Annotated in this window: 11 protein-coding genes; 10 read left to right on the top strand and 1 reads right to left on the bottom strand. The window is 70.5% G+C overall.

The window, feature by feature from the left end:
* Window positions 1–48: 48 nt before the first annotated feature.
* The 3 genes from KUM44_RS33500 (at window position 49) to KUM44_RS33490 (ending at window position 3284) form a co-directional block, all read left to right on the top strand.
* The gene (locus KUM44_RS33500) at window positions 49–765 is read left to right on the top strand and encodes a class F sortase (protein WP_217213518.1); all 717 of its coding nucleotides are present in this window, start codon (window positions 49–51) and stop codon (window positions 763–765) included.
* 94 nt (window positions 766–859) lie between these two features.
* Window positions 860–2758 carry a molecular chaperone HtpG gene (gene htpG / locus KUM44_RS33495; protein WP_217213517.1) on the top strand — a complete coding sequence of 633 codons (1899 nt, stop codon included), beginning with the start codon at window positions 860–862 and terminating at the stop codon, window positions 2756–2758.
* Window positions 2759–2873: 115 nt separating this feature from the next.
* Window positions 2874–3284: a VOC family protein gene (locus KUM44_RS33490; RefSeq protein ID WP_217213516.1), complete on the top strand. Its 411-nt coding sequence runs from the start codon at window positions 2874–2876 to the stop codon at window positions 3282–3284.
* Between the two features lie 45 nt (window positions 3285–3329).
* Here KUM44_RS33490 and KUM44_RS33485 read toward each other — a convergent pair whose 3' ends face one another.
* On the bottom strand, window positions 3330–5573 hold the full coding sequence (locus tag KUM44_RS33485; protein WP_217213515.1) for a sialidase family protein: 2244 nt from the start codon (window positions 5571–5573) through the stop codon (window positions 3330–3332).
* Between the two features lie 267 nt (window positions 5574–5840).
* Here KUM44_RS33485 and KUM44_RS33480 point away from each other — a divergent pair, with 267 nt between their 5' ends.
* The 7 genes from KUM44_RS33480 to polX all read left to right on the top strand — a co-directional run bounded on the left by KUM44_RS33480 (window position 5841) and on the right by polX (window position 15269).
* Complete coding sequence (locus tag KUM44_RS33480; RefSeq protein WP_217213514.1) at window positions 5841–7319, top strand: Y4yA family PLP-dependent enzyme; 1479 nt, start codon at window positions 5841–5843, stop codon at window positions 7317–7319.
* Window positions 7316–8635: a pyridoxal-phosphate dependent enzyme gene (locus KUM44_RS33475; protein WP_217213513.1), complete on the top strand. Its 1320-nt coding sequence runs from the start codon at window positions 7316–7318 to the stop codon at window positions 8633–8635. The genes KUM44_RS33480 and KUM44_RS33475 overlap by 4 nt, the downstream gene beginning before the upstream one ends.
* Window positions 8636–8640: 5 nt before the next feature.
* Window positions 8641–9858, top strand: a complete 1218-nt coding sequence (locus tag KUM44_RS33470) for an aminotransferase class V-fold PLP-dependent enzyme (protein WP_217213512.1) — start codon at window positions 8641–8643, stop codon at window positions 9856–9858.
* 94 nt (window positions 9859–9952) lie between these two features.
* Window positions 9953–10732 carry a class I SAM-dependent methyltransferase gene (locus KUM44_RS33465; RefSeq protein ID WP_217213651.1) on the top strand — a complete coding sequence of 260 codons (780 nt, stop codon included), beginning with the start codon at window positions 9953–9955 and terminating at the stop codon, window positions 10730–10732.
* A gap of 172 nt (window positions 10733–10904) precedes the next feature.
* On the top strand, window positions 10905–12032 hold the full coding sequence (locus KUM44_RS33460) for a GNAT family N-acetyltransferase (protein WP_217213511.1): 1128 nt from the start codon (window positions 10905–10907) through the stop codon (window positions 12030–12032).
* Between the two features lie 169 nt (window positions 12033–12201).
* Complete coding sequence (locus KUM44_RS33455) at window positions 12202–13431, top strand: DegT/DnrJ/EryC1/StrS family aminotransferase (RefSeq protein WP_217213510.1); 1230 nt, start codon at window positions 12202–12204, stop codon at window positions 13429–13431.
* Between the two features lie 101 nt (window positions 13432–13532).
* Complete coding sequence (gene polX, locus KUM44_RS33450; RefSeq protein ID WP_217213509.1) at window positions 13533–15269, top strand: DNA polymerase/3'-5' exonuclease PolX; 1737 nt, start codon at window positions 13533–13535, stop codon at window positions 15267–15269.
* Window positions 15270–15441 lie beyond the last annotated feature (172 nt).

Raw genomic sequence — 15441 nt, 5'->3', positions numbered from 1 at the left:
TCCTCCCGTTGCCGTGTTCGCTGCTGTGCCCGAGTGAGGTGGTGCCCGATGGCCGCCGGCCGTCCCTCGTCCCCCGACCACGACCCGGCCCGTGCCGACACCGTTTCCGCGCGCTCACGGCGGATAAGGCGCGTGGCGGGAGGGCTGCTCTGGAGCACGGTCGCCGCCGTGTTCCTGGTGGTGGCCCTGCCCGGCGGCCACGACGAGGCACCCGATGGCCGCGGCGCACCGTACGCCGCCCCGGCGATCGAGTCGCACGTCCCCCGTGCGGCCAAGCCCTCCTCGCACTCCTCGCGACCCGTGGGCAAGCATCTGCCGCGGTCCAGGCCGGTCCGGCTGCTCATCCCCAAGATCTCCGTCGACGCCCCCTTCACCGACCTCGCCATCGGCAGCAAGGGCCAGCTCGAGCCCCCGCCGGCCCACGACACCAACCTCGTCGGCTGGTACGCCAAGGGCGCCTCCCCCGGGGAGGCGGGCACCTCGATCATCGCCGGGCACGTCGACACGACGACGTCCGCCGCGGTCTTCGCGAGCCTGCGCGAGCTGAAGAAGGGCGACCGCTTCCAGGTGCTCCGCGCCGACGGCCGCAAGGCGTCCTTCGTGGTCGACAGCGCCGAGACCTTCGACAAGGACGACTTCCCCAGCGACCGCGTGTACCGCGACACCCCCCGTGCCCAGGTCCGCCTGATCACCTGCGCGGGCGACTACGACCGGCAGGTCAAGGACTACACGGCGAATCTGGTGGTCTTCGCCCACTTGGTCTGAGCCCTTCTCCGATATCGCGCCCCACAGCGCTGACCTCGTGTCTTACAGTGACTGCGACCCAGTTCCGGTAACTGATGTGAGGTAGTCGCGAACCATGCCGACCGAGACGTTTGAGTTCCAGGTAGAGGCCCGTCAGCTGCTCCAGCTGATGATCCACTCGGTCTACTCGAACAAGGAGGTCTTCCTGCGGGAACTCGTCTCCAACGCCTCCGACGCGCTCGACAAGCTGCGTCTGGAGAAGCTGCGGGACGACTCCCTCGACGCCGACGTGTCGGACCTCCACATCGAGATCGACGTCGACAAGGAGGCCCGTACCCTCACGGTGCGGGACAACGGCATCGGGATGTCGTACGACGAGGTCGGGCAGCTCATCGGCACCATCGCCAACTCGGGCACCGCCACCTTCCTGAAGGAGCTGCGCGAGGCACAGGACGAGGCCGGCGCCGAAGGGCTCATCGGCCAGTTCGGCGTCGGCTTCTACTCCGGCTTCATGGCGGCGGACGAGATGACGCTGGTGACCCGGCGCGCCGGCGAGAGCCAGGGCACCCGCTGGACGTCGCGCGGCGAGGCCACGTACACGCTGGAGACCGTGGCCGACGCGCCGCAGGGCACGTCGGTCACGCTCCACCTCAAGCCCGCCGACCCCGAGAACCAGCTCCACGACTACACCTCGCCGTGGAAGATCAGGGAGATCGTCAAGCGGTACTCGGACTTCATCACCTGGCCGATCCGGATGGTCCCGGAGCCGGCCGAGGGGGACACCACGCCCGAGCCCGAGACGCTGAACTCGATGAAGGCCCTGTGGGCACGCTCGCGCGACGAGGTGTCCGACGACGAGTACCACGAGCTCTACAAGCACATCAGCCACGACTGGCGCGAGCCGCTGGAGACGATCCGGCTACAGGCGGAGGGCACCTTCGAGTACCAGTCGCTGCTCTTCATCCCCTCGCACGCCCCGCACGACCTGTTCACGCGGGACTTCAAGCGCGGTGTCCAGCTCTATGTGAAGCGCGTCTTCATCATGGACGACTGCGAGGCCCTGCTCCCGCCGTACCTCCGCTTCGTCAAGGGCGTCGTCGACGCGGCCGACCTCTCGCTCAACGTCTCCCGCGAGATCCTCCAGCAGGACCGGCACATCCGGATGATGCAGCGCCGGCTGACCAAGAAGGTCCTGTCCACGGTCAAGGACTTCATGGCCAAGGACGCCGACCGCTACGCCACCTTCTGGCGCGAGTTCGGCACGGTCCTCAAGGAGGGCCTGCTCACCGACACCGAGAACCGCGACGCGATCCTCGCCGTCGCGTCGTTCGCGACCACCCACGCCGACGACGAGCCGACCACGCTCGCGCAGTACGTGGAGCGGATGAAGGACGGCCAGGACGACATCTACTACATCACCGGCGAGTCCCGGCAGAGCATCGAGAACTCCCCGCACATGGAGGCGTTCCGGGCCAAGGGCATCGAGGTCCTGCTGCTCACCGACGGCGTCGACGAGGTGTGGGTCGACGCCGTGGGCGAGTACGAGGGCAAGAAGCTGCGCTCCATCGCCAAGGGCGAGATCGACCTGGAGGGCGAGGGCGACGAGAAGGCCGACGAGGAGCGGGAGAAGCAGGCCGAGGAGTACGCCGGTCTGCTCGGCTGGATGCGGGAGCGACTGGACGAGGACATCAAGGAAGTCCGCCTCTCGACCCGGCTCACCGTCTCGCCCGCCTGTGTCGTCTCCGACGCGCACGACCTGACCCCGGCCCTGGAGAACATGTACCGGGCGATGGGCCAGGAGGTTCCGCGCACCAAGCGGATCCTGGAGCTCAACCCCGGCCACCCGCTGGTCAAGGGCCTGCACCAGGCGTACGAGGCGAGCGAGGACCGCGCGGAGCTCGCCGAGTCCGCCGAACTGCTCCACACGCTGGCGGTGCTCGCCGAGGGCGGGCAGCCGAAGGACCCGGCGCGGTTCGTGAAGCTGGTGGCGGACCGCCTGGAACGCACCCTGTAGCCGACGCTGTGGGCCATGGGGCCAGGTAGCCCATGTGGGCGTGAGCGCGGGCCGTTGTCAGTGGCCCGCGCTACCTTCCTTGAAGTCGGCTACCTGCCCAACTCCTGGAGGATTCATGGCCTCGCGTCTCAACCCGTACATCACCTTCGCCGGTGACGCCCGGCAGGCGATGGAGTTCTACAAGGACGTCTTCGGCGGCACCCTCGTGCTCAACACGTACGCCGAGTTCGGTCAGACGGACACCCCGATGGCCGACAAGGTCATGCACGGCATGCTGGAGTCCCCCGGTGGCCTCACCCTGATGGGCGCCGACACCCCGACGGACGACCACCGGCCCGGCAACAACATCGCCGTGAGCCTGAGCGGCGACGACGACGCCGAGCTGCGCGGCTACTGGGAGAAGCTGTCCGCGGGCGCCTCGGTGACCGTGCCGCTGGAGAAGCAGATGTGGGGTGACGTCTTCGGCATGTGTACGGACCGCTTCGGCATCACCTGGATGGTCAACATCGCCGGGGAGGGGCGCTGAGCCGAACACAGCGCCCCCACCCGGCAATCGCGTACCTGGTGGTGGTCAGGGAGTGGTCAGCTCGTAGAAGCCCCTGCCGAAGGTCGCGGCCACCAGGCGATGGTGACCCGCGTCGTACTCGATGTCGTCGACGGGCACCTGCGGCATGCCGCGGCCGAGGCGCAGCCAGTGGCCGCCGCCCGTGACACTGGTGAACACACCCTGGTCGGTGCCGATATGGAGGACGCCGCCGCGGGCGACGACCAGGTCGTTGACCGGTGCCGCCGGGAGGTTGCCCGACAGGTTCCGCCAGTGCCGGCCGCCGTCCGTGCTGCCGTACACGTGGGCCAGCGGGGAGCCCGAACGGTAGCCGGAGTGGGTGGTCCAGACGCGGTCGGGGTTCTTCGGGTCGACGACCACCCGGGTCACCCAGGGCAGCCCTTCGGCCAGCTTCGTCCAGGTCGCCCCGAGGTCCCGGGTGACCCAGACGCGGCCGTCGTCCGTGCCGGCGTAGACGGTGCGCCCGTCGCTCGCCGGGGCGATCGAGGTGATCGTGCCGTAGTTGGTGTAGATGGGGTCGGGACCCGGCCCGCCGCTCAGGTCGGGGCTGATCGGCTGCCAGGTCGCGCCGCCGTCCGTGGAGCGGTTGAGCACCTCGGAGCCGTAGTAGAGGATCTTCGGGTCGCGCGGGTCGAAGACCACGGGTGTGAACCAGTTGCGCCGCTGGTACGTCGTCCGGTCCGCGAAGTACGTGAGCGTGTCGCCGCCGTCGGTGGAGCTGAAGCAGTTGCCGTACTGGTAGCAGGCGAAGACGTTGTTCACGTCGGTCGGGTTGATCAGGTTCTCCTCGCCGTCGCCGCCGAGGTACTCGTTGAACCCCTCCCCGCCCCAGGAGCGCAGCGAGCCGTTGTCCTGGGCGCCGCCCGAGATCCGGGTGACGTCCTGCGGGCTGATCGCCGCGCTGTAGAGCTGGGTGTACGGCTGGTGGCGCGACTTCACCCAGCCGCCGTCGCCGCCCGAGTCGGAGCGGTAGACGCCGCCGTCGTTACCGAGGTAGACGCGGCCCGGACGACGCGGGTCCCACACCATGGCGTGCTGGTCGACGTGCATGCTGGTGTCGTCGGCCGTCCAGGTGGCGCCGCCGTCCTTCGTGGTCATCAGGGGGACGCCGGCCACATGGACGTGCGCGCTGTCCCGGGGGTCGATCCACACCTTGCCGAACCACCAGCCGAAGCTGGACTGGGAGCCCGTCATGTCCTCGTTGGCAGGGGTGCGGGTCCAGCTGCCGCCGCCGTCGGAGGAGGCGTAGAAGCCCTCGAAGGGGCCGCTCGCCTTGTTGACGATCGCATAGAGCCGCTCGCCCGCGACCGCCAGGCCGATGCGCCCCACGTCCGGGCCCGCGGCGGGCAGCCCACCGCCGAGCCGCTGCCAGGTCGCGCCGTCGTCCGTGCTGCGGAAGACGCCCGAGCCGACCCCGCCGTACGTCCGCAGTTCGGGTGTTCGGCGATGGTCCCACAGCACGGCGTACAGCCGGTCGCCGTCGACGACGATCTCGGTGGCGCCGGTGAACTCGCCCGCGCCGGCGAGGATCCGCTCCCACGTGGCGCCGCCGTCCTCCGAGCGGTAGACACCCCTGTCTCCACCGCCGCTGTAGAGGGAGCCGGCCGCTGCGACGTAGATGCGGCGGGGGTTGGCGGGGTCGACGGTGATGGCGCTGATCGCGCCCGAGTCGCGCAGGCCGAGCGGCTTCCAGGTCCGGCCGCCGTCCCGGCTCCGGTACAGCCCGGTCCCCTCGTAGGTGATGCTCCCGCCACCCGGATTCGGCTCACCGGTGCCCACGTAAAGGGTGCCGTCCGGGGCGGTGGCCACCGCGCCCATGGCCTGCGTCCAACTGTCGGGCCACACCGAGTGGAAGGTCGTCCCGGCGTCGGTGCTGCGCCACAGCCCGCCGCTCGCGGCCGCGGCGTACAGGGTGTCGGCGCGCTTGGGGTCGAGGGCGAGGGAGACGATCCGCCCGCCGATGTTGGTAGGGCCGACGCTCTTCCAGCGCCCACCGACGGTGGGCAGTTCGCGGGCCTGCGCGGCGGCGAGGTCGTGCGCGTGACGCGGAATCGACTCGCCCGGCAGGGTCTTCTGGAGGTAGCGGTACTCCGCGGGCGCGGCCGGTCCACGGACCGGCCGGTAGACATCGGACGGGCCTGGCGGCGCGGACGACCCGGTCGGCGGGGTCGGTGCGGCCGCCGCCGGTGCCGCGAGCAACGCGGCGCCGGTCACCGCCGCCAGAACCAGAGACAGCAGACCTCTGCCCATGAAGTCCCTTCCATCGTCATGGTCATCTCAAGCGGCAATGACGTTACGAGAGAAGGCAGTTGAGCAGAAGGGCGCGAACCGGTGTCTCTCGGGGCGGCCGAGGCTTTCGGCGCCGGTGAGTTCCGGCCCGCCCGCTGACGTACCGCCCAGGAGCGCAGGTACGGGGCGTAAACCACCCGTAGGAAGGGAAAGGAGCTATACGGCAAACCGCGGGGAGTGGTCGTCAGTGCCCGGACGTCGGGCCCGAAGCGCTGGGAGGGTCCGTGCATGGGCGGGGAGCCCTTGTATCTCGAACCGCGGCTGGAATCCCGGCTGCGCACATTGCTGGACTCACCGGCCCTGCTGCACACGCTCACCGACGGACTCGGGTCTCCGCTGAACCTGGTCGTGCCGGACCAACTCGCCGACAACCTCCTGAAGTTCCGCGCCGTGTACGGCAAGCATCACCTGTCCGGCCAGGTGTTCTTCGCCCACAAGGCCAACCGGTCCAGCGCCCTGCTGCGGCGGCTCGCCGCCACGGACGCCGGCGTGGACGTCGCCTCGCTGGGGGAACTGCAACACGCCCTCGGCGCCGGCTTCACCCCTGACCGGATCACCGCCACCGGCCCGAAGAACCAGGAGTTCCTGTGGCTGGCGGCCCGCACATCCGTCACCGTCAGCCTCGACACGCGAGGCGAACTGGACCAACTCGCCACGCTGGTACGCAAACACGCGCTGCCGAGGACCCGAGTCCTGCTGCGACTGTCGGGCTTCGAGGCGTCCGGTGTGCGAGTGCTGAGCCGACGCAGCCGATTCGGAACCGCAGTGGGGGAGTTGGATCCCCTGCTGGAGGCCGTCGAACGGCACGCCGACGTGGTCGAGCCCGTGGGTGTGGCTTACCACCTGGACACGACGAGCCTCGCCGAGAAGGCGACGGCGCTGGAAGGCTGTCTGCGGGTGCTGGAGGAGTGCCGCAGCCGAGGGCTCAGGCCCCGGGCCGTGGACATCGGCGGCGGGTTCGGCGTCAACTACCTGGCCGACGGCGGACAGTGGGAGCGGTACACGACCGAGCTCACCGAAGCCGTACTGGGCACCCGCCCGCCGATGACCTACGGTGGCCACGGCTACGGACTGCGCAGCGAGGCCGGCACCCTGCGCGGAACCCTGGGCGTGTACCCGGCTCACCGCCCGGTCGCCGGAGCCCGCTACCTCGACGAACTGCTCGCACACCCGGCCGCCTCCCTGGACGGCCGCCCCCTGGCCACGCTGCTCCTGGAGCATCTCTACGACCTGCACACCGAACCGGGCCGAGCACTGCTCGACCAGTGCGGACTGACCCTGGCGAAGGTGCTGGAGGTCCGCGACCAGGAGACCGGCGGCCCGCTCGCCGTACGGCTCGCGGCCAAGGCCGACGACGTGGCGCTGGAGGAGCACGGGGTGTTCATGGACCCCGTCGTCGTACCCCGGGACTCCGCAGGCGCAAGCGTAGACGCAGGCACAGGCCCGGTCGCCGTCCATCTCTTCGGCAGCCGCTGTCTGGAGTCCGACCTGATCACACGCCGCACGGTCTTCCTGCCCCGCCGCCCCGCACCGGGCGACCTGCTGGCCTTCGCCAACACGGCCGGATACTGCATGGACTTCCACGCCACCCGTGCCCAGCACCAGCCCGCCGCGCGCAAGGTCGCCGCCTGGCAGGAGGGCGACACCTGGCGCTGGTGCCTGGACGACCAGTACTGGCCGACCACACCCGTGGGGGGAGCGCAGTGAGGTACGACAGCATCACCGAGGCCATCGGCAACACACCGCTGGTGCGCATCGACCCGGCCGTGCACGGCCTGAGAAACATCGACCTGTACGCCAAGCTGGAGCTGCTCAACCCCTTCGGATCGGTCAAGGACCGGGCCGCCTGGAACATGGCGCGTCCTCATCTGGCCGCCGCGGCCGAGGAGGGCGGCCAGGTCGTCGAGCTGTCCAGCGGCAACACCGCCAAGGCCCTCGCCGTCCTCGCGGGCATGCACGGCCTGACCTTCAAGAGCGTCACCAACCGGATGCGCATCCCGGAGATCAAGGACCTGCTGCTGTTGCTCGGCGCGGAGATCGAGGAACTGCCCGGCCAGAGCGAGTGCCTGGACCCGACCGCCACCGACGACCCGCTCACCCTGTTCCACCGCACCCTCTCCGAGCCCGACAGCACGTATCTGCACACCGACCAGTACTTCAACCCCCGCAACACCGAAGCCCACTTCACCGGCACCGGCCCGGAGATCGTCAAGGACCTGGACGGCCGCGCCCCCGACTGGTTCATAGCCTGCGTCGGCACCGCCGGCTCCTCCACCGGCGTCGCCCGCGCCCTGCGCGAACACGACCCCGCCGTACGGGTCACCGGCCTGGTCGCGGCCAAGTCCGACTTCATCCCCGGCATCCGAACCATCGACGAGGCGCACGAGGTGGGCCTGTTCGACCCCGGCACCTACGACACCATCGACGCGGTCACCGCGGACGAGGCGATCGAGGGGATGCTGACCCTCAACCGCCGCTGCGGCATACTCGCCGGCCCCACGGGAGGGGCGGCCTTCTTCGGTGCCGTGCGCCAACTACGCGCTGCTGACGAGGAGTTGACGGCGCGGCAGTCGGCGGTCTTCATCGTCTGCGACCGCGTCGAGAGCTATCTGAGCTACGTCCGTCAGCGGCGCCCCGACCTCTTCGGCCGCCCGCGCCGCAGGAACTCCCCGGCCGACCTGACGCCCGCCGAGATCCGTACGGCACCGGCCATCGGCGTCGCCGACGCCCAGGCGTGGATCGCCACCGGAGCACCGCTCGTCGTCGACCTGCGCAGCCCCCACGCCTACGCCGCGCTGCACATCGACGGTTCGGTCAACATCGTCGACGAGCTCTTCGAGGAACTCCTCCACGGCGGACTGCCGTTCAGTCGCAACCGCCCCGTCCTGCTGGCCTGCCCGGTCGGCGAGAAGTCCGCCCGGCACGCCGCCCTGCTGACCCGGATGGGGCACCCGGACGTCCGCAGCCTGACCGGCGGCATCATCGCCTGGCGCGACGCCGGCGCACCCCTCGTACGGGACTGACGCCCATGACCACACCGAGTACCGACACCCAAGGGGCGGCCGTCATCAAGGAGTTGGGGGAGTGGCAGCGCGCCCTGCGCGCCCAGTTCCCGATCATCACCGCACACCCGGAACTGGCCTATCTGGACAGCGCCGCCACCGCCCAGAAACCGCAGGCCGTGCTCGACACCGTCCACACCTATCTCACCACCACCAACGCCAACGCCGGCCGCGGCACCTACCCCTGGGCCAACCGGACCACGGACCTCGTCGAGCAGGCCCGCGACCGGGTGAAGCGGTTCCTCGGCGACCCCGCTCCCGACCGTTCGACCGTCCACTTCACGAGCGGCACCACCGACGGTCTGCGCACGGTCGCCCGCGACTGGCTGCCCGGGCTCCTCGCCGACGGCGACGAGATCGTCGTGCCGGTCGCCGACCACGAGGCCAACATCGCGCCCTGGCTGGAGACCCAACGGCACCTGGCGGCGCAGGGCGTCCACATCCGCGTACGGCCGATGCCGTACCAGCGGTCGTCCGGTGACTACGACCACACCGCGCTCGCGGATCTCGCGGGCCCCCGCACCCGCCTGGTCGCCGTCAGCCATGTCCACCACGTGTACGGCGGCAACATGAACGTCCATCGCATCCGCCAGGCCGTCGGCCCGGACGCGGTCATCTGTCTGGACGCCGCCCAGAGCGTGGGCCATCTGCCCGTGTCCGTCGCCGATCCGGACGTCGACTTCGTGGTCTTCTCCGGCCACAAGGCCATGGCCCTGCCCGGCACCGGAGCCGTCTGGGCCCGCCAGTCACGCGGACCGCACTTCACGCCTGGCGGCTGGTCCGGCACCCCCAACACCGTCGGCATCGCCTCCCTCACCGCGGCCCTGGACTGGCTGGACACCGCCGGTACGGACCGGATCGAGCGGTGGACGGTCGCCTTGGCCGCCCGGCTCACCGAGGGCCTGCGCCACCTCGACGCGTACGAGATCCTCGGCTGCCAGAAGAGCCTGGCCGCCGATTCGTCCGTGCAACGGCGCCAGGGCATCGTCACCCTCCGCCACCACGCCATCGACTCCGCAGACCTCGGCTTCATCCTCTTCAGCCACGGCTTCATGGTCCGCTCGGACCACCACTGCCAGGGCGGCGCGGGGGAGCGGACCGGCTCGGTGCGGGTGAGCCTGCACGTCCACAACACCGCCGAGGAGATCGACCGACTGCTGGACGTCCTCGCCACGCTCGGGTGACGTACCGCCATTAGAGGGAATGGGAACCGTTTCCACCTGTAGGGTCTGACGCAGACGGTGCGGACAGGTGCGGAACGGCGAGGTGCACGACGGGATGGGGCTGAGCCTGGCGACGGCGGAGCGATGGGTGGAGCGCTGGGAGCGCCAGCAGCAGCGGTACGCCGTCGACCGCGAAGAGCGCTTCACGGTGATCGCGGATGTGGTGGAACAGTCCGTGGCGGGCGTCCCGGGCCGACCGTCGGTCGTCGACCTCGGCTGCGGTCCCGGCTCCCTCGCGGCCCGGCTCGCCCGCCGGATGCCGTACGCCGACATCGTGGCCGTGGACATGGACCCGCTGCTGCTGGAGCTGGCCCGCACCCACCACGCGGACGCGGCGCGCTACGTCGACGTCGTGATCGGCGCGGAGGACTGGACCCGTGCCCTCGGCCTCGACCGCCCGTTGGACGCCGCGGTGTCGACGACGGCACTGCACTACCTGGACCCGGACGCCCTGCACCGCACCTACCGGCAGCTCGCGGGCCTCCTGCGACCCGGGGGCGTCCTCGTCAACGGTGACCACTTCCCGCACGACGACTGCGCGCTCGCCGGACTCGCCGAATGCGTCGGCCGCCGTCACGCCGAACGCGGACAGGCCCTGGCGCACGAGGACTGGGCCTCCTGGTGGGCGGCGGTCGCACACGACCCGGAGCTGACCGACCTGCTCGCGGAGCGCCGACGGCGGCAGGCGGCCGTCACCGGCACGAGCGCCGGAACCGGCGGCGCGCCCTGCCTGTCCGTGTCCGCGCACGAACGGCTCCTGCGGCAGGCGGGATTCAGGCACGTCGGTGCCGTCTGGCAGTACGGCGACAGTCACGTCCTCGTCGCGATCCGCTGACCGGTCCAAGAGCGCGCGTCACCAAGCACAGCTAAAGGATTCATCATCCACCTTGACAGGGTGCGTGCTGTTTCGCGACGTTTGAGCTCGCCACAAAGTTCGACATGGGGGAAACGGTGGCGAGGCGCCCAAGAAGCGTCTCCTGGGGGATTTTTTGGGGGGAGCGGTCGCCATGCGATCCACGCACGCCATCACGATTCACAGACCCGAAGAGCTGGACGAGTCGCTGCGCCGGGCGTGGTACCGGGCCATGGACGAGTCGCCGGACTACGCCAACCCCTTCCTGGCGCCGGAGTTCGCGATCGGAGTCGGCAGACGCCGCCGCGGTGCGCAGGTGGCGGTCCTGCACGAGAACGGGGAGGCCGTCGGCTTCCTCCCTTACGAGCGGGGCCCGCTCGGCGTCGGCCGGGCCATCGGCCTCGGTCTCTCCGACTGCCAGGCCCTGGTGCACCGGCCCGGCGTCAGCTGGGACACCCGGGAACTCCTGCGCGCCTGCGGGCTGTCCGTGTTCGAGTTCGACCACCTCGTCGAGGAACAGAAGCCCTTCGGCCCCTACGTCACGGGGACGTTCGCCTCTCCCGTGCTCGATCTGAAGCCCGGCGAGGGAAGCTACGCCGAGTGGCTGCGCGCCACCTACCCGGGGCAGGCCAAGACGACGCTGAAGAAGGAGCGCCGCCTGGGCCGTGACGTGGGCGAGGTGCGGTTCGTGTACGACGAGCGCGATCCGCGCATGCTGCGCACGCTCATGCGGTGGAAGTCCGCCCAGTACCGCAGGACGGGGCGGATGGACCGGTTCTCCAAGCCGTGGATCGTCGACCTGGTGGACCACCTGTTCCAGGTCCGTGAGGAGCACTTCACCGGCGTCCTGTCCGTGGTGTACGCCGGTGACCGGCCGGTCGCCGCGCACTTCGGGCCGAGGTCGCGGACGGTCTTCGCGGCCTGGTTCACCGCGTACGACCCCGAGTTCGGCTACTACTCGCCCGGACTGATGATGCACTTACGGCTGGCCGACGCCGCCGGCCGGGACGGCGTGACACTGATGGACATGGGGCGCGGCGAGAAGGAGTACAAGGACTGGCTCAAGACCCGTGAGCTGCGGGTGGCCGAGGGATTCGCGATCCGCCCGCACCCGGTGGCGGCGGCGCACCGGCTGTGGCGCAGACCGGTGCGCGGCCTGAGAAACACCGTCCTGGCCCACCCCCGACTGCGCGAGCCCGCCGACCGGCTGCTGAAGACCGTTGGCACCCTGCGCACCTCGGGACTGGCCCACTCGCGCGAAGCGGGAGCACGCACCCACTGAGCGGGCCCGTGCCCGTCCGTCCCCGCTGCCCTTCGCACACGCCCGTGTCGTGCGTTCACGCCCCCCGCGGTCCCCTCACCCCGCGCGGCGGCCCGGATCGACGCGCGCGAGCACGCACCGCCCGCCTCCGGGCGGCCCCTCGTCGGACCCTTCCACGGAAGAGGTGACCATGCCGTACGGATCGCGGCTCGCCGCGATGATGACACGGCGCATCGGACGCGAATGCGTCTACACGCCCTCGGCCCGACTGGCCCTGTACCTGGCGCTGCGCCGCTGGTGCCGGCCCGGCGCACGGGTCCTGATGTCCCCGGTGAACGACGACGTGATCCTCTTCGTCGTCCTCGCGGCGGGCCTGCGCCCCGTCCAGGCCCCCGTGTCCCCATGGGACGGCAACATCGACCCGGCCGCCGTACCGGAGTCCACCTGGCGCAACGTGGACGCCGTCCTGACCACGAACCTGTACGGCATGCCGGACCGCGTCGTCGAACTGCGCCGCCGCTGCGACGAGTTGGGGATACCCCTGTTCGAGGACGCGGCGCACGCCATCGGCGCGCATGTGGACGGGCAGCCCATCGGGACCTTCGGGACGGCGGCGGCGTTCAGCCTGTCCAAGCACGTGGCGGCCATGGCCGGCGGCTTCCTGGCCGTCGAGGACGCGCGCACCCGCCGTGAGCTGGAGCTCCTGCGCGACGACCTGCTGACCCCGCGTCGCCTGCGCGAGGACCTGTCCACCACACTGCGCCCGCTGGCCCGCTCAGCCGTGCGCACGCTCCACCTGGTCCGTCCCGTGTGGCGCACCATGCAGCGCCTACGGCTCCTGGAACGCGACGACTTCCGTATGGCCCTGCACGCACCCCGTCTCGCCGGCAGCGCCCGCCACGCCCCGAGCCTGGCGGCGTACGAGCCCTGGGTACGGGTCGACCTGCACGGCTTCCGCACCCGCCACGGAAGCCTGGTCCGGGGGCAGTTGGAGCTGCGGATGGCCCTGCTCGACGGCGACCTCGCCCGCCGCAGGGCCGGTGTGTCGCTTCTGTCCGGCACCACTTGGGCCACCCCGGCCCTGCGTGATCGCACGGGCGACGGCCCGCCCTCCCTCTTCCGGGTACCGCTCCTGGTCGGCAACCGCGACGCGCTCCTCGAACGCCTCGTCGACCACGGCGTGGTCGCCGGCTACGTCTACGACCCACCGCTCGACGACTACGCGGGCGCCGAGTTCACGGAACCGTCCCCCGCACCCGAGGCGGCCCGCTGGTTCGCGTCCCACACTCTGCCCGCCGACCCGTTGGTGGCCCGCAGGATCGCGGACGCCCTGACGAAGGAAGGGGCAACGCCGGCCCACCCACCGACCTGGCGAAATGGAGAACGGTTCGGCCGCGCCCCTGAAGGGGCGAGGGGCTGAAACGATTGCGGCTCCGCCGGGTGGGCGCGACCAGCCACATGAATCCCGCAGACGGTCGACGGCACATCGCGGCACCCACCTCCCCCGCCTACCCTGAAACCGTGGCACGGTCCAACGACGAGGTCGCCGCGCTGTTCCAGGAGTACGCGGATCTGATCTCCATCACCGGAGGAGACGCGTTCCGGACGCGTACCTACGAGAAGGCCGCCCGGTCGATCGGTGGCCATCACGCCGACGTGTCCACGCTCGACGTCAAGGGGCTCCAGGAGATCCCCAATGTCGGCAAGTCGACCGCCCAGAAGATCATCGAGTACTTCACCACCGGCAAGGTGTCCGCCGTCGAGGAACTGCGGGCGAAGATCCCCGCCGGTGTCCGGCAGCTGACGGCGATCCCCACGCTCGGCCCGAAAAAGGCCCTGGTCATCTACGAGGAGCTGGGCATCTCCACGACCGAGGAACTGGCGGACGCCATCCACGAGGAGCGGCTGCGCGACCTGAAGGGCTTCGGGCCGAAGACGGAGGAGAACATCCTGCGCGGCATCGGTCTGCTCCAGTCCTCCGGCGACCGGGTCCTCATCGACGTCGCCATGAGCCTCGCCGAGGACATCGTCGCCGAGATGTCGCAGGTCACCGGCTGCAAGCGCTGCTCCTACGCCGGCTCGCTGCGCCGCGTCCGCGAGACCATCGGCGACATCGACATCCTCGTCGCGGCGAAGAACCCGGAGCCGGTCATGCGGGCCTTCACCGAGCTGCCGTACGTCTCGGAGGTCATCGCGCACGGCGAGAAGAAGACGTCGGTCCGCACCGACAAGGGCCTTCAGGTCGACCTGCGGGTCGTACCGCCGGACTCCTGGGGCGCGGCGATGCAGTACTTCACCGGCTCGAAGGCGCACAACATCCGCACCCGGGAGATGGCCGTCCACCAGAAGCTCAAGCTCTCCGAGTACGGGCTCTTCGACACGGAGACCGGCAAGAAGATCGTCTCCGAGACCGAGGAGGAGGTGTACGCGCGCCTGGGCCTGCCGTGGATCCCGCCCACCCTGCGCGAGGACCGGGGCGAGATCGAGGCCGGGCTGCGCGGCGAGCTGCCCGAGCTGATCCAGGAGCAGGACATCCGGGGCGACCTGCACACCCACACCGACCTCACCGACGGGCTCGCCCCGCTGGAGGAGATGGTCGCCGCGGCCGCCGAGCGCGGCTACGCCTACTACGCGGTCACCGACCACGGCCCCGACATGGCCATGCAGCGCATGACCGACGAACGGATCCTGGCCCAGCGCGCACGCGTCCGCGAGCTCGACGGGGAGTACGGCAGGCGGGGCCGGCGCGGCGGCATGCGGCTGCTGCACGGCGCCGAGCTGAACATCGGGCCCGAAGGCGACGTGGACTGGCCGCCCGAGTTCCTCGCCGGCTTCGACCTGTGTGTGGCCTCGGTGCACTCGCACTTCAACCAGGAGCGCGCGGCGCTGACCCGGCGCATCGTCCGGGCCTGCGAGAACCCGTACGTCCACGTCATCGGCCACCCCACCACCCGCCTCCTGGGCAAGCGCCCCGGCATCGACGTCGACCTCGACGCCGTCTTCGCCGCCTGCGCCCGCACCGGCACGGCCCTGGAGATCAACTCCCATCCCGACCGGCTCGACCTGCGCGACGAGGACATCCTGCGGGCCCGGCGGCACGGCGTGAAGTTCGCCGTCGACAGCGACGCCCACGCCGTCGTCCACCTGGCCAACCTGCGCTACGGCGTCGGCACGGCACAGCGCGGCTGGCTCACCAAGGACGACGTGATCAACACCTGGCCACTGACCCGGCTGCGGCGGTTCCTGGACCAGGGCTGACCTCCGGCGACGGGCCCCGGCGGGCGTCGAGCGCGGTCCGCTCTCCCTCGTGTGCGAGTCGTGCAGGTTGAAACTCGTGGGAATCAAGGGCTTGTAGCGAGATTTGACGAGGGTTAATTTAACCGTCACTCGAAGCCGGGCCCGGGCTCCCGAGGGCTGTTCCCTGTGTGTT

This window comes from Streptomyces sp. AC550_RSS872 (assembly GCF_019049285.1).
Taxonomy (GTDB): Bacteria; Actinomycetota; Actinomycetes; order Streptomycetales; family Streptomycetaceae; genus Streptomyces.
Note: the sequence above shows the minus strand (reverse complement) of the source record. Positions and strands in the feature narration are given on the sequence as shown.

Excerpts from the sequence above, each read along its gene's own strand:
- KUM44_RS33500 (WP_217213518.1), top strand. The coding sequence starts at position 49 with ATGGCCGCCGGCCGTCCCTCGTCCCCCGACCACGACCCGGCCCGTGCC.
- htpG (WP_217213517.1), top strand. The coding sequence starts at position 860 with ATGCCGACCGAGACGTTTGAGTTCCAGGTAGAGGCCCGTCAGCTGCTC.
- KUM44_RS33490 (WP_217213516.1), top strand. The coding sequence starts at position 2,874 with ATGGCCTCGCGTCTCAACCCGTACATCACCTTCGCCGGTGACGCCCGG.
- KUM44_RS33485 (WP_217213515.1), bottom strand. The coding sequence starts at position 5,573 with ATGGGCAGAGGTCTGCTGTCTCTGGTTCTGGCGGCGGTGACCGGCGCC.
- KUM44_RS33480 (WP_217213514.1), top strand. The coding sequence starts at position 5,841 with ATGGGCGGGGAGCCCTTGTATCTCGAACCGCGGCTGGAATCCCGGCTG.
- KUM44_RS33470 (WP_217213512.1), top strand. The coding sequence starts at position 8,641 with ATGACCACACCGAGTACCGACACCCAAGGGGCGGCCGTCATCAAGGAG.
- KUM44_RS33465 (WP_217213651.1), top strand. The coding sequence starts at position 9,953 with ATGGGGCTGAGCCTGGCGACGGCGGAGCGATGGGTGGAGCGCTGGGAG.
- KUM44_RS33460 (WP_217213511.1), top strand. The coding sequence starts at position 10,905 with ATGCGATCCACGCACGCCATCACGATTCACAGACCCGAAGAGCTGGAC.
- KUM44_RS33455 (WP_217213510.1), top strand. The coding sequence starts at position 12,202 with ATGCCGTACGGATCGCGGCTCGCCGCGATGATGACACGGCGCATCGGA.